This is a genomic window from Ovoidimarina sediminis (assembly GCF_032586175.1).
Taxonomy (GTDB): Bacteria; Pseudomonadota; Alphaproteobacteria; order Rhodobacterales; family Rhodobacteraceae; genus Ovoidimarina; species Ovoidimarina sediminis.
This window is the reverse complement of sequence record NZ_JAWHTE010000015.1, coordinates 39,055-64,953: the sequence shown is the minus strand read 5'-3', so window position 1 is coordinate 64,953 and position 25,899 is coordinate 39,055. Positions and strand designations below refer to the sequence as shown.

Annotated in this window: 26 protein-coding genes and 1 pseudogene; 14 read left to right on the top strand and 13 right to left on the bottom strand. The window is 65.1% G+C overall.

Annotated elements, in window-relative coordinates:
• The first annotated feature begins 1 nt into the window (after position 1).
• Positions 2–424, top strand: coding sequence for a secondary thiamine-phosphate synthase enzyme YjbQ (locus RXV90_RS16675; RefSeq protein WP_316650081.1), 423 nt, complete (start codon positions 2–4; stop codon positions 422–424).
• 60 nt (positions 425–484) lie between these two features.
• Here the strand turns inward: RXV90_RS16675 and RXV90_RS16670 are convergent, their stop codons facing one another.
• The 6 genes from RXV90_RS16670 to RXV90_RS16645 all read right to left on the bottom strand — a co-directional run bounded on the left by RXV90_RS16670 (position 485) and on the right by RXV90_RS16645 (position 5,088).
• On the bottom strand, positions 485–1,654 hold the full coding sequence (locus tag RXV90_RS16670) for an OmpP1/FadL family transporter (protein WP_316650019.1): 1,170 nt from the start codon (positions 1,652–1,654) through the stop codon (positions 485–487).
• A gap of 119 nt (positions 1,655–1,773) precedes the next feature.
• Positions 1,774–2,655, bottom strand: coding sequence for a DMT family transporter (locus tag RXV90_RS16665; protein ID WP_316650018.1), 882 nt, complete (start codon positions 2,653–2,655; stop codon positions 1,774–1,776).
• Entirely contained in the window at positions 2,643–2,999 is a 357-nt protein-coding gene (locus tag RXV90_RS16660; protein WP_316650017.1) for a YdcF family protein, read from the bottom strand. The genes RXV90_RS16665 and RXV90_RS16660 overlap by 13 nt, the downstream gene beginning before the upstream one ends.
• On the bottom strand, positions 2,951–3,295 hold the full coding sequence (locus RXV90_RS16655; RefSeq protein ID WP_316650015.1) for a hypothetical protein: 345 nt from the start codon (positions 3,293–3,295) through the stop codon (positions 2,951–2,953). Before RXV90_RS16655 ends, RXV90_RS16660 begins: the two co-directional genes overlap by 49 nt.
• A 30-nt stretch (positions 3,296–3,325) precedes the next feature.
• A complete protein-coding gene (guaA, locus tag RXV90_RS16650) occupies positions 3,326–4,888 on the bottom strand; it encodes a glutamine-hydrolyzing GMP synthase (RefSeq protein ID WP_316650014.1) in 1,563 nt (520 codons plus the stop codon).
• Positions 4,889–4,947: 59 nt separating this feature from the next.
• Positions 4,948–5,088 (bottom strand): hypothetical protein, encoded by a 141-nt coding sequence (locus RXV90_RS16645; RefSeq protein ID WP_316650013.1) that lies wholly within the window; start codon positions 5,086–5,088, stop codon positions 4,948–4,950.
• A gap of 167 nt (positions 5,089–5,255) precedes the next feature.
• Between RXV90_RS16645 and RXV90_RS16640 the strand changes: the two genes are divergently transcribed.
• Positions 5,256–6,446: an alpha/beta fold hydrolase gene (locus tag RXV90_RS16640; RefSeq protein WP_316650012.1), complete on the top strand. Its 1,191-nt coding sequence runs from the start codon at positions 5,256–5,258 to the stop codon at positions 6,444–6,446.
• Here RXV90_RS16640 and RXV90_RS16635 read toward each other — a convergent pair.
• The gene (locus tag RXV90_RS16635; protein WP_316650011.1) at positions 6,443–6,766 is read right to left on the bottom strand and encodes an NUDIX hydrolase; all 324 of its coding nucleotides are present in this window, start codon (positions 6,764–6,766) and stop codon (positions 6,443–6,445) included. The two genes, RXV90_RS16640 and RXV90_RS16635, sit on opposite strands and share 4 nt — an antisense overlap.
• Before the next feature lie 169 nt (positions 6,767–6,935).
• Here RXV90_RS16635 and RXV90_RS16630 point away from each other — a divergent pair, with 169 nt between their 5' ends.
• Positions 6,936–8,480, top strand: a complete 1,545-nt coding sequence (locus RXV90_RS16630; RefSeq protein ID WP_316650010.1) for a trimethylamine methyltransferase family protein — start codon at positions 6,936–6,938, stop codon at positions 8,478–8,480.
• 10 nt (positions 8,481–8,490) lie between these two features.
• Here RXV90_RS16630 and RXV90_RS16625 read toward each other — a convergent pair.
• Positions 8,491–8,787: pseudogene (locus RXV90_RS16625) on the bottom strand (DUF6477 family protein).
• Between the two features lie 474 nt (positions 8,788–9,261).
• Between RXV90_RS16625 and RXV90_RS16620 the strand changes: the two are divergent.
• Positions 9,262–10,107 (top strand): DUF6456 domain-containing protein, encoded by an 846-nt coding sequence (locus RXV90_RS16620; RefSeq protein ID WP_316650009.1) that lies wholly within the window; start codon positions 9,262–9,264, stop codon positions 10,105–10,107.
• Between the two features lie 34 nt (positions 10,108–10,141).
• Here the strand turns inward: RXV90_RS16620 and RXV90_RS16615 are convergent, their stop codons facing one another.
• Together RXV90_RS16615 and betC are read right to left on the bottom strand one after the other, a co-directional pair.
• Positions 10,142–11,074, bottom strand: a complete 933-nt coding sequence (locus RXV90_RS16615) for a beta-keto acid cleavage family enzyme (protein ID WP_316650008.1) — start codon at positions 11,072–11,074, stop codon at positions 10,142–10,144.
• A gap of 48 nt (positions 11,075–11,122) precedes the next feature.
• Entirely contained in the window at positions 11,123–12,652 is a 1,530-nt protein-coding gene (betC, locus tag RXV90_RS16610) for a choline-sulfatase (RefSeq protein WP_316650007.1), read from the bottom strand.
• A 281-nt stretch (positions 12,653–12,933) separates the two neighbouring features.
• Between betC and RXV90_RS16605 the strand changes: the two genes are divergently transcribed.
• The 4 genes from RXV90_RS16605 (at position 12,934) to aroQ (ending at position 17,700) form a co-directional block, all read left to right on the top strand.
• Positions 12,934–13,887: an ABC transporter substrate-binding protein gene (locus tag RXV90_RS16605; RefSeq protein ID WP_316650006.1), complete on the top strand. Its 954-nt coding sequence runs from the start codon at positions 12,934–12,936 to the stop codon at positions 13,885–13,887.
• A 15-nt stretch (positions 13,888–13,902) separates the two neighbouring features.
• On the top strand, positions 13,903–14,964 hold the full coding sequence (locus RXV90_RS16600; RefSeq protein WP_316650005.1) for a quaternary amine ABC transporter ATP-binding protein: 1,062 nt from the start codon (positions 13,903–13,905) through the stop codon (positions 14,962–14,964).
• Positions 14,961–17,036: an ABC transporter permease gene (locus tag RXV90_RS16595; protein ID WP_316650004.1), complete on the top strand. Its 2,076-nt coding sequence runs from the start codon at positions 14,961–14,963 to the stop codon at positions 17,034–17,036. Before RXV90_RS16600 ends, RXV90_RS16595 begins: the two co-directional genes overlap by 4 nt.
• Positions 17,037–17,256: 220 nt before the next feature.
• Complete coding sequence (aroQ, locus tag RXV90_RS16590; RefSeq protein ID WP_316650003.1) at positions 17,257–17,700, top strand: type II 3-dehydroquinate dehydratase; 444 nt, start codon at positions 17,257–17,259, stop codon at positions 17,698–17,700.
• A gap of 15 nt (positions 17,701–17,715) precedes the next feature.
• Here the strand turns inward: aroQ and RXV90_RS16585 are convergent, their stop codons facing one another.
• From RXV90_RS16585 to RXV90_RS16575, 3 genes are all read right to left on the bottom strand, one after another.
• Positions 17,716–18,432: an RlmE family RNA methyltransferase gene (locus RXV90_RS16585; protein ID WP_316650002.1), complete on the bottom strand. Its 717-nt coding sequence runs from the start codon at positions 18,430–18,432 to the stop codon at positions 17,716–17,718.
• A gap of 72 nt (positions 18,433–18,504) precedes the next feature.
• On the bottom strand, positions 18,505–18,912 hold the full coding sequence (locus RXV90_RS16580; protein WP_316650001.1) for a hypothetical protein: 408 nt from the start codon (positions 18,910–18,912) through the stop codon (positions 18,505–18,507).
• Positions 18,913–19,050: 138 nt separating this feature from the next.
• Entirely contained in the window at positions 19,051–20,157 is a 1,107-nt protein-coding gene (locus RXV90_RS16575; protein ID WP_316650000.1) for a Ppx/GppA phosphatase family protein, read from the bottom strand.
• Positions 20,158–20,330: 173 nt separating this feature from the next.
• On the opposite strand from RXV90_RS16575, the gene RXV90_RS16570 reads away from it, so the two are divergent.
• The 6 genes from RXV90_RS16570 to RXV90_RS16545 all read left to right on the top strand — a co-directional run bounded on the left by RXV90_RS16570 (position 20,331) and on the right by RXV90_RS16545 (position 25,895).
• Positions 20,331–20,627: a virulence factor gene (locus RXV90_RS16570; protein ID WP_316649999.1), complete on the top strand. Its 297-nt coding sequence runs from the start codon at positions 20,331–20,333 to the stop codon at positions 20,625–20,627.
• A gap of 26 nt (positions 20,628–20,653) precedes the next feature.
• Positions 20,654–21,592, top strand: a complete 939-nt coding sequence (locus RXV90_RS16565; protein ID WP_316650080.1) for a methylenetetrahydrofolate reductase — start codon at positions 20,654–20,656, stop codon at positions 21,590–21,592.
• 268 nt (positions 21,593–21,860) lie between these two features.
• Positions 21,861–22,067: a cold-shock protein gene (locus tag RXV90_RS16560; protein WP_316649998.1), complete on the top strand. Its 207-nt coding sequence runs from the start codon at positions 21,861–21,863 to the stop codon at positions 22,065–22,067.
• Positions 22,068–22,192: 125 nt separating this feature from the next.
• Positions 22,193–23,023 carry a hypothetical protein gene (locus tag RXV90_RS16555; RefSeq protein WP_316649997.1) on the top strand — a complete coding sequence of 277 codons (831 nt, stop codon included), beginning with the start codon at positions 22,193–22,195 and terminating at the stop codon, positions 23,021–23,023.
• Between the two features lie 179 nt (positions 23,024–23,202).
• Positions 23,203–24,180 (top strand): methyltetrahydrofolate cobalamin methyltransferase, encoded by a 978-nt coding sequence (locus tag RXV90_RS16550; protein ID WP_316649996.1) that lies wholly within the window; start codon positions 23,203–23,205, stop codon positions 24,178–24,180.
• Between the two features lie 302 nt (positions 24,181–24,482).
• Positions 24,483–25,895: a circularly permuted type 2 ATP-grasp protein gene (locus RXV90_RS16545; protein WP_316649995.1), complete on the top strand. Its 1,413-nt coding sequence runs from the start codon at positions 24,483–24,485 to the stop codon at positions 25,893–25,895.
• The last annotated feature ends 4 nt before the right edge of the window (positions 25,896–25,899 follow it).

The following is a 25,899-nucleotide window of genomic DNA, read 5'->3' as shown; positions in this document are numbered from 1 at the left end:
CCTGTCCGAGCAAACGACGTTGGTGGTGGAGACCCGGGGCCCCGGATTGTACGAGGTTACCCCCGACGTATCGCGCTGGCTTCATACGATCGGGGCCGGCGACGGGCTTCTGACGCTTCTTGTCCGGCATACCTCTGCCTCGCTGCTGATCCAGGAGAATGCCGATCCCGATGTGCGGGGGGATCTTCAGGGCTGGGCGGAGCGTTTCGTGCCGCGGGGCACGGATCCGTCGATGGGCTGGCTGACTCATACGCTGGAAGGGCCCGACGACATGCCCGCCCATATCCGGGCCGCGCATCTGCCGGTATCGCTGGGCGTGCCGGTGGCCGAGGGGAGGATGCGTCTTGGCACCTGGCAGGGGATTTATCTGTGGGAGCATCGCGACCGCCGCCACCGGCGCGAGATCGCCCTGCATTTCGGGTAGGCCCGGATATGAAAAGGCCCCGCGGTGGCGGGGCCTGTCGTTCAATCCGGACGTTCGGGATTACAGCTTGAGGCCGACCCGGAAACCGATGCCGATGGACGTGCCATCATCGTAGTCGGTCGACAGCACGTTGAAGGTTTCGCCGATCCACGAATAGTTGATGCCGCCGGTGATCTTGACCTTGTCGGTCTCGTAGATCGCACCGAGGTTGATGCCGGTACGTCCGTCGACGGGGCCGAGCGACGTCAGTTCGGTTCCGATCTGGGGTTCGTAGGTGACCGACGCCAGGCCGACCCAGTTTTCGTCGATCCGGCGCGCGACGCCGACGGTGTAGGTCCACCAGTCGTCGGAATAGTTGACCAGCGGGCGGCCGGCCGCAATGAGAGGCGGGTAGTTCGGCGGCGAAATGTCGAACTCCGACCAGTCGACCCAGTTGATCTGGCCGAACACCGCCGTCTTCGGCGCAACGCCCGTCCGGAAATCGAGCGTCACCGATTGCGGTGTCTCGATGTTCGTTTGGGATGGGACGGTGAGCCCGCCGCCGACCGAACCGAGGGTCTCGGTGGTGCTGAGATCGTGGTCGATGGCCGAGCGGTAGGTCAGGGCGACGCGCAGGGCGATCTCGGGTTTTTCATAGGCCGCGCCCACGACGAAGCCGGTGCCCCAGTCGCGATCCGCCACGACGCTGTAGCCGTTGCCGAGCGGCGAGCCCGTCGGAATGAAGGGAAGGGCGGCTTCGGCCTCGATCGACTGGAAGACCGGCCCGCCATAGACCTTGACGTTCGGCGTCGCGTCATAGGCGATCAGCGCGGTCACCGCATAGGAATCGAGATCGGCGAAGGAGCCGCCATAGACGGCGCGTACGTCAGGCACGGTGCCTGCCGGCAGGCCATAATCGGTATCGGCGCCGTAGGGCTGATTGACGATCAGCGCATAGGACAGGCGATCATTGATATCCGCCTTATAGGCCAGCCCGAAGGTGAGATACTGCTTGAGCAGGTCGTTCGTTTCGCCCGTCAGCGCGAACGGTCCGCCGAAGATCGCCGGCACGAAGCCGCCCACACCGGTCAGGTCGGGTGAAACGCTCGAGAACGAGAATTCCAGATACCGGCCTTCTTCGAACAGCGGCGAAACGTTCAGAACGCTCCGCTCGATCCCCCCGGCGTGGACCGCCGTTGATGTAAGTAGCGCTGCGGCCGCCGTGCCAGCGGCAATCAGATATTTAGACATAGGTTCTCCCACCACGTACCCGTTACGTGCCTCTGGGCGGGCATAAACCGGATACTTGACCCTCACGTCAATTCGGACCCTACGTAAATAACTCGTTACGACGCTGCGTCACTGAGTTTTTACCTTCGGGTTTCCGTCCAGATATTCAGGTAATTGGCCGCGAATATGATTACCGCGCCCGCGATCACGAGGGCATTGAGGGGCTCGCCATAGATCACCATGCCCACCACGGCGATGAGCGGCAGGCGCAGGAAATCCATCGGCACGACGAGGGTCGCCGGCGCGATGGCGAGCGCATTGGTGACGCAGAGATGGGCGAAGAGCCCCGCGCAGCCGATCAGGACGAGCCAGGGCAGGGTGGCGGCAGTGGGCCAGGCGACCACGCCATCCCAGAAGACGAAGAGCACGCCGATCACCGCCTGAACCACCGTCAGCCAGAACAGGATGCAGGTGATCGAGGCGACGCGCGTAAGCTTCTTCGTGAAGAGGAAGGTCGCGGCGAAGCACATCGCGGCCAGGGCGGCGAGGAGGATGCCGGGGCTGACCGGCTCTGCCCCCGGCTGGGCCACGAGAAGCACGCCGATGAAGCCGAGGACGGCGGAGAGGATGCGCACGCGCGTCAGCTTCTCGCCCAGGACAAGCGGGGCGAGGAGGGCAACCCAGATCGGCGAGGTGAATTCGAGCGCGAAGACCTGCGCAAGCGGGATCACGGTGACGGCGTAGAACCAGAGGTTCTGGCCCGTGAAGTGAAAGATGTTCCGCCCGATGTGAAGATCCATCCGGCGGGTGGAGATTTCGCCAAGCCGCCCGAGCGCCCCGGCGATCACCACGACGAGGACGATGCCGACAACGGAGCGGAACAGCATCATCTCGAACGTGTCGTGCACATCCGCCAGTTCGCGCCCCGCCACGGCCATGGCCGAGAACGACGCGATGCCGCCCGTCATCCAGGCCGCGGCCTTCAGGGGCTGCGTGTTGTCGGTGGGCCCTACCTCAACCATGGCATCACCCTGTCACGGGGTATCCCCAGGCCGAGCGCCAGCCGCGCTGCGCCGCCCCGAAGAAGGTTTGCGGGCCATTTCACGACTTCGGCATGCAGATCGCCTGAGCGCAGATCGACCCGCGGCGTGGCCGCGATCCCATGGAGGTTGCGGTACCCGGCGAGACGGAGGCTGACGAGCGCGCGCGGCAGGTGATAGCGGCTTGTGACCACGATCACCGGATCGTCGCGGCGAAGCCCGCCGGTCTCTGCCGCGTAATAGGCGTTCTGGAGGGTGGAATCGGCCAAGGGCTCTATCACGATCGCGGGTTCGGGAACGCCGAGCGACACCGCGAGGAGTGCCATGGCGTAGGCATCGTGTAGCGCCCGCCGCGCCCGCCGCCACCCGTCATGACAAGCGCAGGGGCCGCGCCTGCCTTCCAGACCCCGACCGCGCGGAGAACGCGCGCGCGGGCCTGGCCGTGCGACATCTCGCCCGCCGCGCCGGGGCCCGACAGAACGACGATGGCGGCCGCGTCCGGCAGGGGAGAGGGATCGGACCGGGTCATGGCGGCCGCGACGATGGCCGAGAAGGCCAGACCGTAGGCCAGGACGGCAAGGGCCAGAACCCGCATCAGGCGGCGCGCAGGGCGGTGGGCCATTATGGCGGCCTCAGCGTGGGGCGGGGCCGGTCATTCCCACTCGATCGTCCCCGGCGGTTTCGAGGTGATGTCGTAGGTGACGCGGTTGATCCCCTTCACCTCGTTGATGATCCGGGTGGCGGTTTCGCCCAGGAACTCGTGGCTGAAGGGATAGTAATCCGCCGTCATCCCGTCGACCGAGGTGACGGCGCGGAGCGCGCAGGCATAATCGTAGGTGCGCCCGTCGCCCATCACGCCCACGGTGCGCACGGGCAGGATCGCGACGAAGGCCTGCCAGATCTCGTCGTAAAGCCCGTGCTTGCGGATCTGATCGATATAGACCGCGTCTGCCTTGCGCAGGATATCGAGCTTGTCGCGCGTGATCTCACCGGGGCAGCGGATGGCGAGGCCGGGGCCGGGGAAGGGGTGGCGGCCGATGAAATGGGCGGGAAGACCGAGTTCGCGGCCGAGGGCGCGCACCTCGTCCTTGAAAAGCTCCCGCAGGGGTTCGACGAGCTTGAGGCCCATCTTTTCCGGCAGGCCGCCCACGTTGTGGTGCGACTTGATCGTGACCGAGGGCCCGCCCGAAAAGCTGACGCTTTCGATCACGTCTGGGTAGAGGGTGCCTTGCGCTAGGAAGGCCGCACCTTCGATCTGGTCGGCGTATTTCTGGAACACGTCGATGAAGAGCTTGCCGATGGTCTTCCGCTTGATCTCGGGATCTGCGACGCCTTCGAGGGCCGACAGGAACAGCTCCTGCTCCTGGGCATGGATCACGTGGAGGTTCATGTGGTCGCGGAACATGCCCACGACCTCTTCGGCCTCGTTCAGGCGCAGAAGCCCGTGATCGACGAAGACACAGGTGAGTTGATCGCCCACTGCCTCGTGGATGAGCGCAGCGGCGACCGACGAGTCGACCCCGCCCGACAGCGCGCAGATCACCTTGGCGTCGCCCACCTGTTCGCGGATCTTTTCGACCGCTTCCTCGCGATAGGCGCCCATTGTCCAGTCGCCCGTGAAGCCGGCGAGGCGGACGAAATTGGCGTAAAGTTCCTTGCCCTTCGGGGTGTGGTGCACCTCGGGGTGGAACTGGACGGCGTAGAAATGGCGCGCGGGATCGGCGGTGATCGCGAAGGGCGCGCCGGGGGAGGTGGCGAAGACCTGGAAGCCGGGGGCGATTTCGGCCACATGATCGCCGTGGCTCATCCAGACCTGTTCGCGCCCCTCGCCGAACCAGCCTTCGAGCAGATCCAGCTTTTCGGCGCCCGGGGCGACATAGGCGCGGCCGAATTCGGCGGTGCCCTCGCCCCGTTCGACGCGGCCCCCGAGCTCCTGCATCATCACCTGCTGGCCATAGCAGATGCCGAGGATCGGCACGCCGAGATCGAAGACGCTTTTCGGCGGACGGGGGGAGCCTGCGTCGATGACGCTGGCCGGCCCCCCCGAGAAGATCACCGCCTTGGGCGCGAAATCCTTAAGGAAGGCGTCGGTGACCGACTGGAAGGGGTGGATCTCGCAATAAACGTTCAGTTCGCGCAGGCGGCGGGCGATGAGCTGCGTCACCTGGCTTCCGAAATCGATGATGAGAAGGCGGTCGTGGGAGATCTCTGTCATGGGGCAGGCGATAGAGCCTTGCCTGCCCCCATGCAAGGGTGGTTCGGCGGAGCCCGGGCCTAGTGGCGGAGCCCGAGGACGCGCTTTGCGAGATCGGCGGCTGCGCCCGCGCGGGCAACCCGGCCCCGGGCGAGGTAGTAGTCGAGATCGATCGAACCGTCGGGGCGCTGGCGGATATCGTCTAGGCGGGTGCGGGTCATCGTCGGTGTTTCCTTCTTGGTGTCGTGTTGGTGAAGACAAGTCTGCCCGGACGTGCCGCGCCACGCTTGAAGGGGATCTGAAGATCTTCTTTAGAAACGCTTTCGATTGCTCAAGAAACGCGAGATTTTGCTTGCCGGACGCGCCGTTGGAATGTGGAAATGGCCCCATGATCTACCGTTTCGCCGACTGTGCGCTGGATGTGCGGCGCCACGAACTGAGCCGCGCCGGGGCGCCGGTTCATGTGGAACCGCAGGTGTTTCAGCTTCTTCAAAGCCTCGTCCAGCGGCCTGAGGAACTGGTCAGCAAGGATTGCCTTGTCGAAGAAGTGTGGAATGGCCTTGCCGTTTCGGATGCCACGATAAACGCCCGCGTCAGCGCGGCGCGGAAGGCGGTGGGGGATGACGGGGCGCGACAGGAGATCCTTCGCACGGTGCCGAGGCTGGGATTCATGCTTGCCGTTCCCGTCACGGTCATCGGGGCCGCGCCGGACAATCAGAGCGTGCCGCTGCCGCCGGGGGGCGAGGTGCGCTATGCCGTCTCATCCGATGGCGCTGGGATTGCCTGGACGTCCGATGGCGAGGGCCCCGCGATGGTGCGGATCGGGCATTGGCTGAGCCATGTCGAGCTTGACCGGTCCAGCGAGATCTGGGGGCCGCTGATCGAGCGGCTGTCCGCGCGGCACCGGCTGATCCGTTATGATGCACGCGGCACGGGACTGTCCCAGCGGGATGCGGAGATCGGACCATTGGCGCTTGCGGTCGACGATCTTGCCGCGGTGATCGATGCCTCCGGCGTCGATCGCGCGGTTCTGGTGGCGTCGTCTCAGGCCGTGCCTGTGGCACTGGCCTTTGCTGCCCGGCACCCTGAGCGGGTGAAGAAGCTCGCTCTTCATGGCGGTTACGCGCTTGGCCGGGTGCTCCGCGATCCGTCGGCGGGGGAGATGGCGGAAGAGACGGCGCTGACAATGATTCGCAGCGGCTGGGGGCGGCATGGCGATGTGCTGATGGCCGCGTTTTCCCGGATTTTCGCCCCCGATGCGACCGAGGCGCAGATCGCCGGGCTGATTGACATGCAGCGGGCAACGGCCTCTCCCGAGACGGCCGTGATGATCCGCGAGGCGGTGGATCGCTATGACGTGCGCGACCTGTTGCCGAAGGTGACCGCGCCCGTGCTTTTGATGCATGCCGAAGGCGACGCGGTGCACCCCATGTCGCAATCGCAATACCTCGCCGCACATCTTCCCGACGCGCGGCTGCGCGTTCTGCCGGGGAAGAACCACATCGCACTTCCCCAGACGCCGGCCTGGGCGCAGATGATCGAGGCGATCGAGGGGTTTCTGGCCGAAGAGCCGGGTTAGCCGTCGAGAAGCGGCCAAAGACCGTCGGGCAGGAGCCGTTCCCGCCCTTCCCGGAAGAGACCGAAATCGATCCAGGCCGCGCGGGACCGGACCTGCTGATCCTCGGGCACGAAGCTGTCCCGCGTGGCAAGCCCCGCATCGTCCAGTGCCAGTTCGAAAACGAAGACGATTTCGTGACCCCGTGCGCCTTGGCGATCGAAGAGGTTGATGCCGCCGCCCGGCGGGCGCCAGCCCTTGCGCGCCACGTCATCCTCCGCCACGGCGGCGGCGAGCACCGAGCTGTCCCGGAAGGGCAGGCCGATCGCCACGGGGCGGATCACGGTCGGGGCGCGAGACAGCCGTCAGGGAATCTATCGGGGCATCATCGGGCGATCCGTGGCGCGCACAAGCCCGCGATATGTCGCTTTCGCGCGCCAAATGGCGGAAATGGTGCGGGGCGGCGCGCGGGTTCATGTAAACCCGGGCGCAACCGATTTTGTGGGGTGAGCCATGGCGGAAGCGGAAACACGGCGGCGGAGCCGCGGCGGCGGCGGGGCGGCACGGCGCGCCGAGCGCACGGCGGTCAAGATCGAGGCGGCGCGGTTTATCGAGCGCAAGATCCCGAATCTCGACATCCTGCATGACGAGGCGATCGAGATCATCGAGGCCAATGCCGAGCAGGTGCTGGAAGAGATCGGCGTCAACTTCGTCGAGAACCCCGAGGCACTGAAGCGCTGGAAAGACGCAGGCGCGGATATCGATGGCGAACGCGTGCGCCTGCCGAAGGGCCTGGCGCGCGAACTGTGCAAGACCGCGCCGTCATCCTATACCCAGCACGCCCGGAACCCTGCGCGCAACGTCGAGATCGGCGGGCGCAACCTTGTCCTCGCCCCCGTATACGGCCCGCCGTTCGTGCGCGATGCCATGGGGGGCAGACGCTATGCGACGATGGAGGATTTCCGCAAGTTCGTGAAGCTCGCCTACATGTCGAAATGGGTGCACCATTCCGGCGGTACGGTGTGCGAGCCCACCGACATCGCGGTGAACAAGCGTCACCTCGACATGCTGCACGCCCATATGACGCTGTCGGACAAGCCGTTCATGGGGTCGGTCACGGAACCGTCGCGGGCGGCCGACAGCGTCGAGATTGCCGGGATCCTCTTCGGGCAGGATTTCGTGCAGCAGAACACGGTGATGACCTCGCTCATCAACATCAACTCTCCGCTGACCTTCGATGCGGTGATGATGGGGGCGATGGAGGTTTACGCCGCCGCCAACCAGGCGTCGATCATTTCGCCCTTCATCGTGGGGGGCGCGATGGCGCCGGTCTCGGTTGCGGGTACGCTGACGCAGGTTCTGGCCGAAGTGCTGGCCGGCGTGGCCTACAGCCAGCTTGTCCGCCCCGGTTCGCCGGTCGTGGCGGGGGCCTTCGTCACCTCGATCGACATGAATTCGGGTGCGCCGACCTTCGGCACGCCGGAAGCGGCGCAGATCACCTATGGCGTCGGCCAGCTCACCCGGCGGCTTGGGCTGCCCTACCGTTCGGCGGGGTCGTTCTGCGGATCGAAATTGCCCGATGCTCAGGCGGGATACGAGACCGCAAACTCGCTGAACATGGGGCTTCTGTCGGGCGTGAACTTCATGCTGCACGCCTGCGGGTGGCTGGAAGGGGGCCTTGTGGCCTCTTTCGAGAAATTCGTGATGGATGCCGATCAGCTTGGCGTCCTGCACAAGCTTGCCGAGGGGGTGAGCGTGGACGAGAACGCGCAGGCGATGGACGCGCTGCGCGAGGTGGGGCCGGGCGGCCATTTCCTTGGCTGCGCGCATACCCAGGCGAACTTCCAGTCGGCGTTCTGGCGGTCGAACCTGTTCGATTACAAGCCGTTCGAAACCTGGGACGAGGAAGGGGCGCGCGATACCGAGGCGCTGGCCTCTGTCCGGGTCGAGAAGCTTCTGGCCGACTATCAGCAGCCGATGCTCGACCCGGCGGTCGCAGAGGCGCTTTCCGCCTACGTGGCCGAGAAGAAGGCGTCGATGCCTGACAGCTTCACCTGATCCCCGCCCGTCAGTCGGGTAGGGCGCGGACGGGGGTGAGGCCCCGGATCTCGGCCATCAGCGCGATCAGCACATCGATGTGCCGCATCACCGAATAGGTGGTGTCGGCCGCGATGCGCGCGAATTCAAGCTTCTATTCCTCGCGGATCAGGCCATCGACCGCCGTCTGGGGCGACGGCTCGCGCCCGCCGGGCAGCAGGCGGGGCAGATCGCGCGCGCGGTTGTAATCCTGAATGCCGGAGCGGGCCGCCTTCACGAGAAGGGCGGGGCGGCGCAGGCCGGCGACTTTTCTGCTGAGATCGGACATCGTGAGTCTCCCGTTTGATCGAAGCGACTCTTATACAACCTATGCATGCGTTGCGTTATCTGCGGACCCGCGAACTTATCCACAGGAAAGAATTATTATAATAACTTCAATGCTGTTTCTGTTCTTCGCGTTAACTATCCGGTAACACTTACAATCTTAAGTTGTTGTTAACCAGTATCAACGCGGGGTTTCGACCCACGCACGGGGGAATTGATCATGGGGGCGTATTGTGTGAAGGACCGGCATTTGCCGGTCTGGGTTCCGCTCGGAATCCGCTACTACATTGCACATACATGCGATGGCCAGTCGATGCGCGCGCTTGCACGTCAGGCCGGCTGTCCACCATCCACGGTTCTTCGCCGCATCCGGCGGATCGAGAACCGGCGCGATGACCCGTTATTCGATCATGCACTTACCCGGCTTGGGCATCTTCACCACGCGCCGGCCCGCCGGCGACGCAGAGATCGAAAAGGCATGACTGACATGAACCAGATCCTCAGACCCGACCCTTCCAGCGAAGAGGCGATGCTGAATGAAGCCTGCCGCGTGCTGCGCAGGCTGGCAGAGCCCGGCGCCTGCCTCGCGCTTGCCCCCGGCATGGAAACCGCCGTCGTCGTGCGTGAGAACGGCGAGGGCCCCGCGCTCAGAACCGCGATGGTGGCCCGCGAGGTGGCCGAAGCCATGGCGCTCAAGGACTGGATCAAAAGCTACGGCAAGGGGCGGGTTCTGCGCTATACGATCACTGCGTCGGGCCGCACGGCGCTGAGGCGCATGGTGGCAGACGCGGAAACGGCCCGCGAACGCGCCTTGCGCGATCCCGAGGCGGCGGTTGACCGGAACGATCCCCTGGCGCTGAGCGAGGAACGGCGGCGCGCGGTGCGTTACAGCCTTGCCGAGAGCCCGCTCATGGTTTTGGCGCGACGGCGCGACAAGGGGGGCGGGCCGTTCCTGACGCCCGAACTGGTGGCCGCCGGCGAAAGATTTCGCGAGGATTTCGAATTGGCGCTTATGGGCGACAGGGCCGGCAGCACCCTGCATGCCCTTCTGAGCGGGGCCTCGCCGGACACGCTTTCGTCGATCGGTGGCAGCCCGGCGACGCTGGCGGCGGTGGACCGGGTGCGCATGGCTGTGGTCGCACTTGGCCCGGGGCTGAGCGACATGGCGCTGCGGTCGCTGTGCTACCTCGAAGGGATGGAATCGATCGAGAAGGAGCTGAGCTGGTCGGCGCGCTCGGGCAAGATCGTGCTGCGGATCGCGCTGCAGCGCCTGCGCCAGCATTACGAAAGCGATTCGAGGGCGTGGTCGCCGCTGATCGGATGAGGCGGCCCGGGGGGCGAAGGGGCGGCGGCGGACCTCAGAACGCGACCCGGTCACCGCCCTTCAACCCCAGCCGTTCGCGCGCCTCGTCCGGCGTCGCGACACTGAGCCCGAGGTTCTCGATGATGCCCCGGATCCGTTCGACCTGCTGGGCGTTCGAGACCGCGAGTTCGCCCTTGCCGATGTACAGGCTGTCTTCCAGCCCGACGCGCAAGTTGCCGCCGAGCATCGCGCTTTGCGTGGCGAAGGGCATCTGGTGCCGACCTGCCGCCAGCACGCTCCATTCATAGTTCTCGGGGCCGAAGAGACGGTCGGCCGTGCGGTGGAGGTGCATCAGGTTTTCCAGATCGGCCCCCATGCCGCCAAGGATGCCGAACACCATCTGGATGAAGAAGGGCGGCCTGATCAGGCCCTGATCGACGAACCATTTCACGTTGTAGAGATGGCCGAGATCGTAGCATTCGAATTCGAACTTCGTCTGATGCGCCTCGCCAAGGTTCTTCAGCGCGTATTCGATGGTGGCGAAGGTGTTGGGGAAGATGAAATCCCGCGTCATACCAAGGAATTTGGGTTCCCACGGGTGCTTCCAGTCGGAATATTTTTCGAGCATCGGGAAGATGCCGAAGTTCATCGACCCCATATTGAGGCTGGCCATTTCGGGGCTGGCGGCGGTGGCGGCGGCAAGGCGTTCGTCCATCGTCATGCCGAGCCCCCCGCCGGTGGAGACGTTGATGACGGCCCCGGTCGATTGCTTGATCGTGGGCAGGAACTGCATGAACGTTTCGGGCCGGGGATCTGGCTTGCCGGTTTCCGGATCTCGGGCGTGGAGGTGGATGATCGAGGCCCCCGCTTCGGCGGCCTCGATGCTGGCGCGCGCGATCTCGGCGGGCGTCACCGGCAGGTGCGGTGACATCGTGGGGGTGTGGATGCCGCCCGTGGGGGCGCAGGTGATGATGACGGATCTTGCCATGTTCCTCAGAACCTCATGTGCCGGAAGCCTGCCTTCGCGTGGCCCGCATCACGCCTCTTCGACCGGCGGGTAGCGGTAGCGGGCGGCGGCCACCGTCCAGTCCATGTGATTGCGGACGTATTGCTGCGAGGCGTCAGACGGCGGGTTGTAATCCCAGTGCTCTCCCGCGCCCGCCTCCATCGCGGCGTGCAATGCGCGGCGGGATTTCTGCGTGGCGATGACATCGGCGCGGAGCTTTGCGCTGTCCCAGCGGCCGGCGACCTCTTCGGCAAAGGCCTTCGCGACCTCGGCATAGGCCGGATCGGTCGCGACGTTGTTCAGTTCCGCGGGGTCGCGGGCAAGATCGTAAAGCTGGGGCGGGTCGACATCGCAGTGGATGTATTTGAGCACGCCGCGCCGGATCATGAAGACGGGGGCCGGCGTCATCTCGGCGCAGTATTCGCCGATCGCCTCGTCCGTCGGGTCGGCCCCGCCGCGGGCGAGGGGCATCAGGCTGCGCCCGTCGATCGGCTCGGCCGCCATATCGGGGCTGCCGCCGCCCATTTCGATCAGGGTGGGCAGAAGATCGACGAGGGAGCAGGCGTTCTTCACCGTGCCTTGGGCGATGCCGGGGCCCGCGATGACGAGGGGAACGCGGGCGGAATGTTCGAAGAACGTCATCTTGTACCAGAGCCCGCGTTCGCCCAGCATGTCGCCGTGATCGGCGGTCACGATGACGATGGTGTTGTCGAGCGAGCGGGTTTCCTCGAGCGTGCGCACCAACTCGCCGATCTTCGCATCGAAATAGCTGACATTGGCAAGGTAGCCGTGGCGGGCGCGGCGCACCTCTTCCTCGGTCAGCGCCACCGTGCTGGCCTCGATCCCGTCCATCACCCGGCGGGAGAAGGGATCCTGATCCTCGAGCGCGAGCGTTGTCGCGGGCATGTCGATCTCGCTGTCGGAATAGAGGTTCCACCATTCCGGTCGGGCGACGTAAGGGTCGTGGGGGTGGATGAAGCTTGCGACCATCAGGAAGGGCGTATCGTTCCCCTGTGCCCGGTCGCGGGCGCGATCCATCAGCCAGCGGCGGGCGGCGAACCCCACCTCGTCGTCGTAATCGATCTGATAGGTGGCCTCGGCAATCCCGCTTTCCTTCACGGTGGCCATGTTGTGATACCACTTGTCGATCCGCTCGTCGGCCGCTTCCCAATCCGGCGTCCAGGCGAAATCGGAGGGGTAGATGTCGGTCGTCACCCGATCCTGAAACCCGTGCTTCTGATCGGGGCCGACGAAATGCATCTTGCCCGAGAGGCAGGTGCGGTAACCGAGCATGCGCATGTAATGGGCGAAGGTCGGCACGCTGGCGCGCAGTTCCGAGGCGTTGTCGTAGGCCGCGATCCGGCTGATGAGCTGACCGGTCATGAAGGCGAAGCGCGAGGGCGCACAGAGCGGCGCGTTGCAATAGGCCGCGTCGAAGCGCATGCCGCGCGCGGCCAGCGCGTTGAGATGCGGGGTTCTGGCGGTCGGGTGGCCGTAGGCGCCGGTGAATTGCGGCGCAAGCTGATCGGCCATCACGATGACGATGTTGGGACGGGTCATTAGATCGGGTCTCCTGAAAAGCGGGTCGGGTTCAACTTTTCAGGGCCTCCGGGGGAGGCTGGTACTGCATGGGCTTGGTTTGCCTGCGTCTCATGCGCTTCCCTTAGCACAGGACCACGGCGCTGGCGCGCGAAAATGACGTGGCGATCCTCCGGGAGCGCGCGGCCCCGATTGCCGGTGCCGGAGCCCGCGGAAAAGAATTTGGATTGCCCCCTGTTCGCTGTAGGAATTTTTCGACACTATCGGCGTCAGAAGAACGAATTCACAGGGAGCCAACATCCATGAAACGCATCGCGCTGGCGCTTGCCGCATCCACAGCCCTTGCCACGACCGTCAATGCCGCGGAACTGGGCGCCGTGGACGAGCCGATCAAGCTGGCCATCAACGAATGGACCGGGCAGCACATCACCACCCATATAGCCGGCGAGATGCTGAAGGCCGCCGGGTACGAGGTGGAATATGTCACCGCGGGCATGATGAACCAGTTCCAGGCGATCGCCGATGGCGACATTCATGCGACGCTAGAAATCTGGTCGTCCAACGTGTCGGATCAATACGCGGTGCTGGAAGGCGAGGGGAAGCTCGAGTTCCTCAATGACCTCGAGCTGGAAGCGCGCGAAGGCATCGCCTATCCGGCGCATGTGGCCGAGATGTGCCCGGGGCTGCCCGAATGGGAGGCGCTGAAAGCCTGTGCAATGCAGTTCGCCACCGCCGAAACGCTGCCTATGGGCCGCCTTGTCGATTATCCCGCCGATTGGGGCACGCCCGGCGCGGACCGGATCACCGGGCTGGAACTGCCTTACAAGGCCGTGCCCGCGGGTTCGGAAGGCGCGCTGATCACCGAAATCCGCGCCTCGACCGAGAAGAAGAGCCCGCTTCTGATCACCTTCTGGCAGCCGCACTGGGCGATGTCGGCCTATGACCTTGAATTCGTGGCCCTGCCCGCGGGCGAAGCGGCCTGTTACGAAGACGCGTCCTGGGGCCCGAACCCCAATGCCGTCAACGACTGTGATTTCCTGCCCACCACGATCTTCAAGGCCGGGTGGCCGGGGCTGAAGGACAAGTGGCCGGCAGCGCATGAGATCCTGTCCAACTACACGCTGTCGACCGATGTGCAGCAGCCGCTGATGGGCAAGATCGACGTCGATGGCATGGCCGTCGAGGATGCGGTTGCCGAGTGGATGGCCGCGAACGAGGGCGTCTGGAAGCCCGTGGTCGACGCGGCGACCCAGTAAGGGCAGGGGCCCCAGATGGACGGGGAAGCACGGCCTGCCGCAATCACCTGCAAGGGTGTGTGGCAGGTCTTCGGACAGAACCCGCGGGCGCGTCTGAAGGAGGCGCTCGCATCCACGGGCGGCGACGCGCGCGCCGCCGCCGCGAACCTGCGCGAGGCGGGGCTGATCCCCGCCGTTCAGGACGCGACCTTCGAAGTGGGCGAAGGCGAGATCTTCGTGATCATGGGGCTGTCGGGCTCCGGCAAATCCACGCTGATCCGGTGCATCTCCTGCCTGATCGACGGCACGGCGGGGGAAATCCTGATCGAGGGCGAGGATATCCTCCAGGCCTCGAACGCCCGGATGATCGAGCTCAGGCGCAAGAAAATCGGCATGGTTTTCCAGCACTTCGGGCTTTTTCCTCACATGACAGTTGCCGAGAACGTGGCTTTTCCGCTGCGCGTTCAGGGCATCCCCAAGGCCAAACGCCTTGAACGCGCGATGGAGGTGATCGAGCTTGTGGGCCTTCAGGGCAGGGACGGCTCCTACCCTCGCGAGCTGTCGGGCGGCCAGCGCCAGCGCGTGGGCATCGCCCGCTCGCTGGCCGTGAACCCCGATATCTGGTTTCTCGACGAGCCGTTTTCGGCCCTCGATCCGCTCATACGCCGCCAGTTGCAGGACGAGTTCCTGCGCATTCAGGCGACGCTCAGGAAATCCATCGTCTTCATCACGCACGACATCAACGAGGCGTTGAAGCTGGCCGACCGGATCGCGATCATGAAGGATGGCGAGATCGTGCAGATCGGCACGCCCGCCGATATCGTGCTGAGGCCCGTGAACGATTACGTGGCCGAGTTTTCCAAGGATGTGGCAAAGGGCCAGCACGCGCGCGTCGCCTCGATCATGGAAACGGGCGGGACAGGGGCGGCCGGTGCGGATGACCCGAAGCTGAAGGTAGGCATGACGATCGATGCGGCGCTGGCCTCCTGCATGAAGCTTTATGATCCCGTTCCGGTCTGGGACGAGAACGGCAATATCGTCGGCACCGTCCATCCGAAAGACCTGGCCGCGGCGCTTCAGGCCGAGGGCGAGGGGTGAGCGTCGCCGCCGCCCCGCCGGACCGGGCCGGGCCCTGGCCCCTGGGGCTGACCCAGGGCGGGTGGGCCGTTCTGGTGGCGGTGCTGACGGGGGCGGTGACGATCCTACTCGGCCCTTCGGCGGGCTGGCTTGTGACCTGGCCCGATCCGCTGACATTGCCGGCCACGCAATGGGTGGGCACCGGCCTCGAGGCGTTTCTCGAGGCGATCAAGCCCGCCGCGCGGCTGTTCTCGGCATTCATGAGCTATCCCATGGCGGGGGCGAACTGGCTTCTGAACGAGACGCCCTGGCCCCTCGTGATCGCGGCCGCGACGGCGATCGGCTGGTATGTCGGCGGGGTGAGGATGGCGCTTCTGGGGCTTCTGGGCCTCGGCTTCGTTCTGGCCTCCGGCTACTGGTCGGAAAGCATGAACACGCTGGCGCTGGTTTTCGTCTCCGTCCCGCTTGCGCTGCTCATGGGGCTTGGGATCGGGATCCTCGCCTATGAATACCCGCGCGTGAAGGGGATCGTGCAGGCCGTTCTCGACATCATGCAGACGGTGCCGACCTTCGCCTATCTGACGCCGCTTCTTCTTCTGTTCGGTTTCGGCCCGGTGGTGGGGCTGATCGCCAGCGCGATCTACGCCGCGCCGCCGATGGCGCGGAACGTGCTTCTGGGGCTCGAACGCGTGGAGAGCGACATCAAGGACGCCGCCGTGATGTCGGGCGGCACGCGGCCGCAACAGCTTTTCCTCGTCGAACTGCCCGCGGCCACGACGCAGATCATGGTCGGCGTGAACCAGTGCCTGATGGCCGCGCTGTCGATGGTGATCATCGCCGCGGTGATCGGCGGGTTCAACGATATCGGCTGGGAGGTGCTTCTGACCATGCGCAAGGCGCAGTTCGGGCAAAGCTTTCTGGCCGGGCTTGTGATCGTCGTCTTCGCGATCGTGATCGACCGGATGTCGGGCGCGCTGGCGCGAGAACGGGAACGGTATGACGGGCGCGTCTTCTGGGCCATTCTCGCGGTGGGCGCCGCGGTAAGCCTTGCGCTTTGGGGCAGGGGGCCCGACCCGGCAGGGTTTTCGGCCTTCACGTCGACGGCGGATGCCGTCGACAAAAGCCTGGGCGCCTTCACGGCCGCGAATGGGGCCGCGCTGGAAGCGTTCAAGAACGGCGCGCTGTTCTACGTGCTTCTGCCGCTCAGGATCGGGCTGGACGGCGCGGTGCTGCCGTTCACCTGGGGGTTTCAGTGGACGGCGCAGATGAGCCTGGTCTTCTACGCGGTCGCCGCGGCCCTTGCGGCCCTGGCGCTGTTTCGGGGCCGCGTGGTGCTGGCCGGGATGATCCTGATCGCCGCGATGATCCTGGAAACCGGGATCGCGGAACTGCCATGGCCCTTCGTGATGGTCGGGGCGGGTGCGCTGGCCTGGGTGTCGGGCGGGCCGCGTCTGACGGCTCTGGTGATCGTCCTTCTGTCCACCATCCTGTTTTCGGGGCTTTGGGAACGGGCGCTTCTGTCGCTGTATCTTTCCGGCGTTTCGGTCTTCGCCTGTGCCGTGGTGGGCGGTGCGATCGGGCTTCTCTGCGCCGTGAGCCCGCTTGCGTGGCGGATCGTGCGGCCGATCTGCGACATGCTTCAGACGATCCCGCTTTTCGTCTTCCTGATCCCCGTGTTGATGTTCTTCCAGATCGGCGAATTCTCGGCCTTCCTCGCGATCTGCGCCTACGCCATCGTGCCGATGATCCGCTACACCCAGCACGGGCTGGTCAACACGCCCGAGGATTTGATCGAGGCCGCCGTCGCTTCGGGCGCCACGACCTTCCAGATCCTGCACGACGTGCGCGCGCCCTATGCGGTGCCGACGATCCTGCTGGGGCTGAACCAGACGATCCTTTACGCCTTCGCGATGCTGGTGATTGCGGCGCTGATCGGGACCACGGGGCTTGGCCAGTCGATCTATCTGGCGCTTGGCCAGGCCGATGTCGGGCTTGGCATCTCGGCGGGTGCCGCCATGGCGATCCTCGCGCTCATCGCCGACAGGCTCGTTCAGGGTTTCGCGGAAGACCGCCGCAGGGCGCTCGGGCTCTGAGGCTTCATTTTGGCGCAAATACTCCGGGGGGCCGAGCGCAGCGAGGCGGGGCGGAGCCCCATTGGGCCGCACATCCGTAAGTCGCATAATATATATTATGTTAACTCATCGATTGATCGATACCCGTGTTCAGGACGATACAGCCCGATCGCGAATTATCCCGCCCCGATAGACAGTCGTATGGTCAAGCGCTAGCCAGCGAGAAGAAAGGACGCCCCTGATGTCATCAATCCTGATCCTGAATGGCCCCAACCTCAATCTTCTCGGCACACGCCAGCCCGAGGTCTATGGCAGCACGACGCTGGCCGATATCGAACGGCTTTGCCGCGAGACGGCCTCGATGCTCGGCCTCGACCTGACCTTCGAGCAATCGAACCACGAAGGCGTCATGATCGACATGATCCACGCCGCCAAGGGCGTGCATGACGCGATCATCGTGAACGCCGGGGCCTATACGCATACCTCGGTGGCGCTGCACGATGCGCTTGTTTCGGTGGATCTGCCCGTGGTCGAGGTGCACCTTTCGAATATCCACGCGCGCGAGCCGTTTCGGCACAAGAGTTTCATCGCGCCGGCGGCGATCGGCCAGATCGCGGGCTTCGGCGCGCAAAGCTATCTGATGGCGTTGCACGGGCTTGCTGAGCGCCTGAGAAAGTCTGCGTAAGTGATTGTTATGTAATCACTCTTCGGTGCGTCCGCGGAATCCGGTGGCAACGACGAACTTTTCCGAACTGTCCGAACGCGAGGCCGGCGGCTTCAGGTTCACGACCTTTTCGAACCGCTGTTTCAGCGTGGTCTGAAGCCCGGTTTCCGCGCCACCCGCCAGAACCTTCGCCACGAAGGTGCCTCCCGGTGCGAGCACGTCGAAGGCAAACTCGGCCGCCGCCTCGCAAAGCGCGATGATCCGCAGGTGATCTGTCTGCTTGTGGCCGGAAGAGGCCGCGGCCATGTCGGACATCACCACGTCGGCCTCGCCGCCGAGCCAGGCCTTCACGGTGTCGTCCGCACCGTCGTCGAGGAAATCGAGTTGGTGGATCTCGGCCCCAGCGATCGGCTCTACCTCCTGCAGGTCGACCCCGATGACGCGGCCCCGGGCCTTGTCGGTACGGTCGCCAAGCGCGTTCACGCGCTTCACCGCAACCTGACACCAGCCGCCGGGCGCACAGCCCAGATCGACGACCCGCGCGCCGGGCACGAGGAAGCGGTACTTGTCGTCGAGTTCGAGGATCTTGAAGGCCGCGCGTCCGCGATAGCCCTCGGCCTTCGCGCGCCGCACGTAGGGATCGTTCAGTTGCCGTTCGAGCCAGCGGGTCGAACTCAGCTTCCGGCCCCGGGCTGATTTGACCCGGACCTTGAGGTCGCGCTGACCCCGGCCGCTGGAATTCCGTTTCGCCATACCCGCGCCCTCCCCGGGCGTTTGATCCAGCCGATGGATAGCCCGTTAGGCGGCGCGGGGAAACAGGAGTTCTCAATCCAGTGCGGCAGCGAAACGCTGGCGGCGGATCAGAACAACTATGCCGAGCGCGGTCAGCATCAGCAGGCCGCCGCCGGGTAGCGGCGTGACGAGAATTGGCGGTGTTCCGGGGGCGTCGCCGCTGTTGCCCGGGGGGCTGTCGAAGGGGATGCGGTCGGGAGGCGGGCCGCCGCGCTGCGCATCGGGGGCCGCCTGGGTGCCGAAGCGGCTTCGGAAGAGGATAAGCGTCAATCCCCCCTGCCCCTCTGTCCGGCGCGCCCCGGCCTCGGGGCAAAGGCGCTTGACCGTCTGGCAGGCCACAGTCATGTCGAAATTCAGGACCGATGCGGAGGCTTCGTTCGGAAAGGCCGAAAAGGACGCCGTCAGCAGGAGGAGGCCGGCCACGGCACGTCTCAAATTCATCGCAATGCTCCATCTCCCTCGGCCTCACCAGCATGGCGAGGTTTCCCGGGACATGGTTAAGGATGCGTAAATGACCGGGGTTATTCCGGTAGGTTGCGCCGAAAATCTTCGGAATGCCTCATATCGGCGCGACTCGGCTCAGCCACCGTCTTCAAGCACGCCGTCGGCCGACATCTGGGCATAAAGCAGCCCCTCGCGCAGCCCCCGGTCGGCGACGGAAAGCCGATCGGTCGGCCAGACCCTGAGAAGCGCCTGAAGGATCGCCGCGCCCGACATGATAAGCGCCTGGCGATCGCGCCCGATCCGCGGGTCGTTGCGGCGCCCGGCGGGCCCGAGCGTCAGGTATTCGCGGATCACGCTGTCGATCTGATCCGATGTCATCCTCAGCCCATCGACCTTGTTGCGGTCATAGCGCTTCAGCCCGAGATGGCTTGCCGCCACCGTGGTGATCGTGCCGGAGGTGCCGATGATCTGAAACCCCTCGCGCGTCTGTTCGCTGGCATAGGGCGAGAAATCCGACAGGTTTTCTTCGAAGAACCAGCTCATCAGCGCGAAGCGCGCGGCGTCGTCGCCTACGTCGTTGAACTGTTCGCGCAGCGTCGCGACCCCGAGGGGAATCGAGATCCAGTCCACCACCCGCGCCGCCGGGAACGGCCCGTGATCGGTCGCGAAGCCGGCATGCAGGCGCATGATCGCGCGCGGCCGGTCGTGCGCGGGCACCCGGGTCAGATCGATCCAGACAAGTTCGGTCGATCCGCCACCGATATCGACGACGAGAAGCTGCTCTGTCTTCTTCGAGACGAGCGGCGCGCAGGAGATCACCGCAAGGCGCGCCTCTTCCTCGGGCTGGATGATTTCGAGCCTGAGCCCCGTTTCGCCGTGGATGTAATCGATGAACTGGGTAGCGTTCGAGGCCCGGCGGCAGGCCTCGGTCGCCACGAGCCGCATCCGGTTTACCTTGTGTTTCCGGAGCTTTGACTGGCACACGCGAAGCGCCTGCACCGTGCGCTGCATCGAACTGCGCGACAGCCGCCCGGAGGTTTCGAGCCCGTTTCCGAGCTGCACCGATTTCGAAAAACTGTCCACGACGTGAAACTGATTGTCCCGCGGCTGGGCAATCAGCATACGACAACTGTTCGTGCCCAGATCCAGCGCAGCATAAAGCTCGGCCGGATCGGGCCGCGGCGCGTCGCGCTCAACCGCTTTCGGGAACGCGTCCGCACCATCGGGACGCTCGGGCGTCATCTCGCCCTCCAATATCGAGTTGCTGACATGCTAGGGGCGGTTCCGCGGCCACGCAAGCCAAACCAACGGGGCGCGGACAGGCTTGAGGTCGGTCCTTGCGCACTAGATGTCGAAAATGCGCGCTGGATCCCGAAGGTTCCCGCGTAATGACGGTGCCACAAGAGGAATCAGCGATGCCCGACGTAACCATAGTCTACTGGCGTGACATCCCGGCCCAGGTGATCGTGGGCAAGGGACGCCGGGGCGCGAAGGTGCAACTGCCCGAGCGCTTCGAACAGGCGATCGACCGTGCGGCGATGAAAGTGGGCGCGGACGGCACCGATGATTACCTCGCAGAATGGCGGAAGGCGGCCCCCTACCCTGTCGAGGGCGAGCCCGAGGCTGTGGCGCAGGCAGAGGCCGAACGGCTCGACGCCGAATATGACACCGCGCGCATCAAGGCGCTGATCGACAATGACGGCTGGGCGTGAGCCCGGGCAAACTCTGGGAGGCCATGATGGCCCTGTTGCAGTTCAAGCGGAAAGACACTGCGGTTTCGGCGCCGGTGGCGCCCGAGGTCGAGGCCTTCCTGAAAGGCTATTCGATCGAGGTGATGCCGCGCACCGCAGAGAAGGTTGAGGATTTCCGCGCCCTCCTGCCCGAAGGCACGCGCATCTACATCGCCCATATCGACGGCACGCCGATCGAGGACATGGTGAAGACCGCCGCCCGGCTCGCGCGCGACGGCTATCCCGTCATGCCGCATTTCCCGGCGCGGATCATCAAAGACGAGGCCACGCTTGCCGACTGGATCGCCCGCTATCAGGGCGAGGCCGGGGTTGAGCAGGGGCTGATCCTTGCGGGCGGCGTTGCCGAACCGGTCGGGGCGTTCCATTCCTCGATGCAGCTTCTGGAAACCGGGCTTTTCGACAAGGCGGGCTTCAAACGGCTTCACGTTGCGGGCCATCCGGAGGGGAACCGCGACATCGATGCCGACGGATCTGACCGGAACGTGATGGATGCGCTGCGCTGGAAGCAGGCTTTCGCCGAGCGCACCGACGCCAAGATGGCGCTCGCCACCCAGTTCGCCTTCGATGCCAAGCCGATCATCGCCTGGGTGAACCGGCTTCAGGCCGAGGGGATCGCCCTGCCCGTTCATATCGGCGTGGCCGGCCCCGCGAAGCTTCAGACGCTGATCAAGTTCGCCATTGCCTGCGGCGTGGGCCCCTCGCTGAAGGTGCTTCAGAAGCGGGCGATGGATGTGACGAAGCTGGTGATGCCCTACGAGCCGACGGACGTGATCGCAGAACTCGCCGCGCACAAGGCCGCGCACCCCGATTTCGGGATCGAGGCGGTGCACTTCTTCCCGCTGGGCGGGATCAAGACGAACGCGACCTGGGCGATCGAAAACGCCGGCGCCTCGGGCGTTCCGGCGGCCCCGGCAGCGGCGTCCTGAGCAAAGCACAGATCGGCCCCCCCCCCGGGAGATCCTGCGGCGACGCCGGTCTCCCGGAGCACATGATGGGCGTGACCACGCGCATCGGTGCCGCGCGGTCCATCGCACATTTCCTTTGACTTCCGCCTCCGAACACGTCATGAGGCGCGGGCTAAGTTATTCTCTATCGACCTGCTTTCTCCTTCTAGGCGTCTGTCACTCGATCTAGCCCTGACGACGCCAAGCTGCCGCATACTGCGGGCAGCACATATCTTGAAGGAGACACGGAATGGCCAATGGCACCGTGAAATGGTTCAACACCACCAAAGGCTTCGGCTTCATCGCACCGGAAACGGGCGGCAAGGACGTTTTCGTTCATATCTCGGCCGTCGAGCGTTCGGGCCTGACCGGCCTGTCGGACGATCAGAAAGTGACGTACGACCTTGAAACCGGCCGTGACGGCCGCGAAAGCGCGACGAACCTGGCTCTGGCCTGAGATCCGCACTTTCCGAACACTGCTGTGGGGGCGCGCCTTGGTGCGCCCTTTCGCATTTCGGGGCACATTGCTTGCCCCCCGGCGCCGACCTGCAACCATCTGGCCATCCGACGAACCGTTCCGGGATGCGCGCGCCCTTGACCCCCGCCAATCGCGATCTGACCGCTGCGCTGCTTGTCGGGCTTGCCCGCCGGCTTACGGTGCTCGGGTCGCCCGTCGAGGTGGCCGGTGCGCCAAGGGAGGCGTTCATCTATCACGAGCAAGTGGGCGAGTGGGAGGATGTCTGCATGATGTTCTGGCGCATGGGCCTGTCCCGTGCCGCCATGAGAGCGGACGACCCACCGAAAAGCTGGCGGGAGACCTATCCCGACGGTTCCGACCGCCCGGCCCTTCCGATGATCTTTTCCCTGCCCCGTGCCGCGGATATCGAGCGGTGGATGAATAACGCGACGGAGGCGCCGGACGTGACAACCCTCCTTGCCTCCTACATCGCACTCGGAGCCTATGGCCGGGATGCCGACTATCTGCCTTTGGGGCGCGGAGACTGGCACAGACCCGCAAATGCCGAACAGGGTGATGTTGTCCGGGCACTCGCCGCAGCGGGATATGTCGAGGCGAAAGATGGCACGTTCCGGTGGACCGATCTCGCCTTCCCGGCAATGGCGGAGGCGGACGCCTGGACGGAGGAGGACATTCTCCCCGGCGAGATCGATGAGACCAAATGCGACGGTGCGCTTTGCGCGATCCACGCCCGGCTAACGGCCGGCGAGGCCCCCCCGGGCCAGGACGCCCCCCTTCTGCGGATCGGGATCGGGCCGCGGGCCGTCCTGCTGCGCAGGCACTGGGACGGAACGGCCTGGGTCGATGGCTCTGTCACACCGCCGCAGCTTTCCATCGGCGAGGCCCTGCGCATTTCCGCAGCCCTCTGGGACTTACCGGACCCGGGCTCCTCATGATCGTCTTGAGAAAGTTTCATCGCCTCCGCTCTCGCCCCGGAGGCACGATCTGTCTATGTGTCTTTTCCGGCCCTTCAGTGGTCGCATCCCGCTCTGACAGGTCACGCGAAAAGACCGATCAGAAGGCGTGAAACCAGCCGGGGCAGAATGCCCCGCAGGAAAGAAAGAGATCACATTCCATGACCCGCACCGTCCTCGAATCGAAATCGAAGACCGTCACCATCGGCTTCGACGAGCCGTTCTGCGTGATCGGCGAGCGGATCAATCCGACGGGCCGCAAGGTTCTGGCCGCGCAGCTCGAGGCGGGCGATTTCTCGACCGTCGAGAAGGACGCGCTGGAACAGGTGGCCTGCGGGGCGATGGTGCTCGATGTGAATGCAGGCGTCGTCTACAACTCGAACCCCGATCCGAACCAGACCGAACCGCCGCTCATGCGCAAGATGATCGAGCTTGTGCAGGGCCTTGTCGACGTGCCGCTGTGCATCGACAGTTCCGTGCCTGGCGCGCTTGAGGCCGGTCTTGCGGCGGCGGAGGGCCGTCCGCTTCTGAACTCGGTGACGGGCGAGGAAGAGCGGCTTGAAGCGATCCTGCCCCTGGTGAAGAAGTACAACGTGCCGGTCGTCGCGATCTCGAACGACGACACCGGCATTTCGGAAGACCCGGATGTGCGGTTCGCCGTTGCGAAGAAGATCGTGGAACGGGCCGCCGATTTCGGCATCCCCGCCCATGACATCGTGGTCGATCCTCTGGTGATGCCCGTGGGCGCGATGGCCTCTGCCGGTCAGCAGGTGTTCGCGCTGGTCCGCAAGCTGCGCGAGGAGCTTGGGGTGAACACCACCTGCGGTGCCTCGAACATCTCGTTCGGCCTGCCCCACCGGCACGGGATCAACGCCGCCTTCCTGCCGATGGCAATCGGTGCGGGGATGACGAGCGCGATCATGAACCCGGTGCGCCCGGTGGAAATGGAGGCGATCCGCGCCGCGAACTTCCTGATGAACCACGACGCGAACGGCAGCGAGTGGATCAAGTTCAGCCGGGTGCTTGACGAGGTGAAGGAAGGTATCCCCTTCCCCGAGGCGAGCCAGAAGGCGGCGCAGTCGGGCGGTGGCGGGCGCCGCGGGCGCGATGGCGGTGGCCGGCGGCGGCGCCCGGGCTGACACACACCCTCAAGACGGCTCCCGCCGGGCGTGTGACCGCCAGGCGGGTCCGAACCTCGGTGCGTCCCCCAGAAACTTTACCGACCTCGCACCTCGGCTTCTCCGGCTCTTGCCGAGCCGGGCGCCATTTCCGGCGCAACTCTAATTTTATCAGGCTTCTGTGGCGGCGCCTTAATGTAGATTAAACTCCAGGGCGAATTCTGCACAGAATTGCAGCAGTCGCCCCTGGCAGGACACCCGAAGCCGCCGCGTGGCGGTGCGTCCCCTTTCATCTTCCCGGGAATTCTGGTTTTCACTACGGCATGACGGGGTATTTCAACGAGATGGGGGCGACGGACGCCGTGCGCCCGCCCTACAAGGCGCTCGAGGGCTGGGCCCGGGATATGCCCGCCGAACTGCGCTCGCTTAAGCAGACGGAGGCGGAAACGCTATTCCGGCGGATCGGCATCACCTTCGCCGTCTATGGCGAGGGCGGCGACCCCGACCGGCTGATTCCTTTCGACATGTTCCCCCGCGTCTTCTCTGCCGCCGAATGGCGCAAGCTCGACCGCGGGGTGAAGCAGCGGGCCCGGGCGCTGAACGCGTTTCTCTCGGACGTCTATGGCCGGGGCGAGATCATTCGCGCAGGCCGCGTGCCCGCCCACCTCGTCTATCGCAACGAGGCCTATGAGCCTGCGGTGGCCGGGATCCGCCCGCCCCGTGGCGTCTACAGCCATATCGTGGGCATCGATCTGGTGCGCACGGGGCCTGACGAATTCTTCGTTCTCGAAGACAACTGCCGCACGCCCTCGGGCGTGTCCTACATGCTCGAGAACCGCGAGATCATGATGCGGATGTTTCCCGAACTGTTCCGCGAAACGCGGATTGCGCCGGTCGAGAACTACCCCGCCCTCCTCCGCCGCACGCTGCAATCGGTGGCCCCGCAGAAATGCAACGGCGCGCCGCGCGTGGTGATCCTGACCCCGGGGCATTATAATTCCGCCTATTACGAGCATTCGTTCCTTGCCGATGTCATGGGGATCGAACTGGTCGAGGCCGCCGATCTTTTCGTCGAGGGCGATTATGTCTGGATGCGGACGACCGAAGGGCCGCAGCGCGTCGACGTGATCTATCGCCGGATCGACGACGCCTTCCTCGACCCGCTGTGTTTCCGGCCCGATTCCATGCTGGGCGTGCCGGGGCTGATGAACGTCTATCGGTCTGGCGGCGTGACGATCGCCTCGGCCCCCGGTGCGGGCGTGGCCGACGACAAGGCGATCTACACCTTCGTGCCCGAAATGATCCGCTTCTACCTTGGCGAAGAGCCGGTGTTGCAGAATGTGCCGACGTGGCAATGCGCGAAGGCGGACGACTGTCAGTATGTGCTGGATAACCTTGCCGAACTTGTGGTGAAGGAAGTTCACGGGTCGGGCGGCTACGGCATGCTCGTGGGGCCGCGTTCCACCAAGGAGCAGATCGCGGCCTTTGCGGCGAAAATCCAGGAGAAGCCCGATAATTACATCGCGCAGCCGACACTTGCGCTGTCGACCTGCCCGACCTTCGTCGAGGAAGGGATCGCCCCGCGTCATGTCGATCTGAGGCCCTATTGCCTGGTGGGCGAGACAATCGAACTGGTACCCGGCGGGTTGACGCGGGTGGCGCTGACCGAAGGATCGCTTGTGGTGAACTCGTCGCAAGGCGGCGGTGTCAAGGACACCTGGGTTCTGGTGGAGTAGCAGG

Bases quoted from the DNA above. Each gene is read 5' to 3' on its own strand.
- RXV90_RS16670 (WP_316650019.1), bottom strand. From the start codon at position 1,654: ATGTCTAAATATCTGATTGCCGCTGGCACGGCGGCCGCAGCGCTACTT.
- RXV90_RS16665 (WP_316650018.1), bottom strand. From the start codon at position 2,655: ATGGTTGAGGTAGGGCCCACCGACAACACGCAGCCCCTGAAGGCCGCG.
- RXV90_RS16660 (WP_316650017.1), bottom strand. From the start codon at position 2,999: ATGGCACTCCTCGCGGTGTCGCTCGGCGTTCCCGAACCCGCGATCGTG.
- RXV90_RS16655 (WP_316650015.1), bottom strand. From the start codon at position 3,295: ATGGCCCACCGCCCTGCGCGCCGCCTGATGCGGGTTCTGGCCCTTGCC.
- guaA (WP_316650014.1), bottom strand. From the start codon at position 4,888: ATGACAGAGATCTCCCACGACCGCCTTCTCATCATCGATTTCGGAAGC.
- RXV90_RS16645 (WP_316650013.1), bottom strand. From the start codon at position 5,088: ATGACCCGCACCCGCCTAGACGATATCCGCCAGCGCCCCGACGGTTCG.
- RXV90_RS16640 (WP_316650012.1), top strand. From the start codon at position 5,256: ATGATCTACCGTTTCGCCGACTGTGCGCTGGATGTGCGGCGCCACGAA.
- RXV90_RS16630 (WP_316650010.1), top strand. From the start codon at position 6,936: ATGGCGGAAGCGGAAACACGGCGGCGGAGCCGCGGCGGCGGCGGGGCG.
- RXV90_RS16620 (WP_316650009.1), top strand. From the start codon at position 9,262: ATGACTGACATGAACCAGATCCTCAGACCCGACCCTTCCAGCGAAGAG.
- RXV90_RS16615 (WP_316650008.1), bottom strand. From the start codon at position 11,074: ATGGCAAGATCCGTCATCATCACCTGCGCCCCCACGGGCGGCATCCAC.
- betC (WP_316650007.1), bottom strand. From the start codon at position 12,652: ATGACCCGTCCCAACATCGTCATCGTGATGGCCGATCAGCTTGCGCCG.
- RXV90_RS16605 (WP_316650006.1), top strand. From the start codon at position 12,934: ATGAAACGCATCGCGCTGGCGCTTGCCGCATCCACAGCCCTTGCCACG.
- RXV90_RS16600 (WP_316650005.1), top strand. From the start codon at position 13,903: ATGGACGGGGAAGCACGGCCTGCCGCAATCACCTGCAAGGGTGTGTGG.
- aroQ (WP_316650003.1), top strand. From the start codon at position 17,257: ATGTCATCAATCCTGATCCTGAATGGCCCCAACCTCAATCTTCTCGGC.
- RXV90_RS16585 (WP_316650002.1), bottom strand. From the start codon at position 18,432: ATGGCGAAACGGAATTCCAGCGGCCGGGGTCAGCGCGACCTCAAGGTC.
- RXV90_RS16580 (WP_316650001.1), bottom strand. From the start codon at position 18,912: ATGAATTTGAGACGTGCCGTGGCCGGCCTCCTCCTGCTGACGGCGTCC.
- RXV90_RS16575 (WP_316650000.1), bottom strand. From the start codon at position 20,157: ATGACGCCCGAGCGTCCCGATGGTGCGGACGCGTTCCCGAAAGCGGTT.
- RXV90_RS16570 (WP_316649999.1), top strand. From the start codon at position 20,331: ATGCCCGACGTAACCATAGTCTACTGGCGTGACATCCCGGCCCAGGTG.
- RXV90_RS16565 (WP_316650080.1), top strand. From the start codon at position 20,654: ATGGCCCTGTTGCAGTTCAAGCGGAAAGACACTGCGGTTTCGGCGCCG.
- RXV90_RS16560 (WP_316649998.1), top strand. From the start codon at position 21,861: ATGGCCAATGGCACCGTGAAATGGTTCAACACCACCAAAGGCTTCGGC.
- RXV90_RS16555 (WP_316649997.1), top strand. From the start codon at position 22,193: ATGCGCGCGCCCTTGACCCCCGCCAATCGCGATCTGACCGCTGCGCTG.
- RXV90_RS16550 (WP_316649996.1), top strand. From the start codon at position 23,203: ATGACCCGCACCGTCCTCGAATCGAAATCGAAGACCGTCACCATCGGC.
- RXV90_RS16545 (WP_316649995.1), top strand. From the start codon at position 24,483: ATGACGGGGTATTTCAACGAGATGGGGGCGACGGACGCCGTGCGCCCG.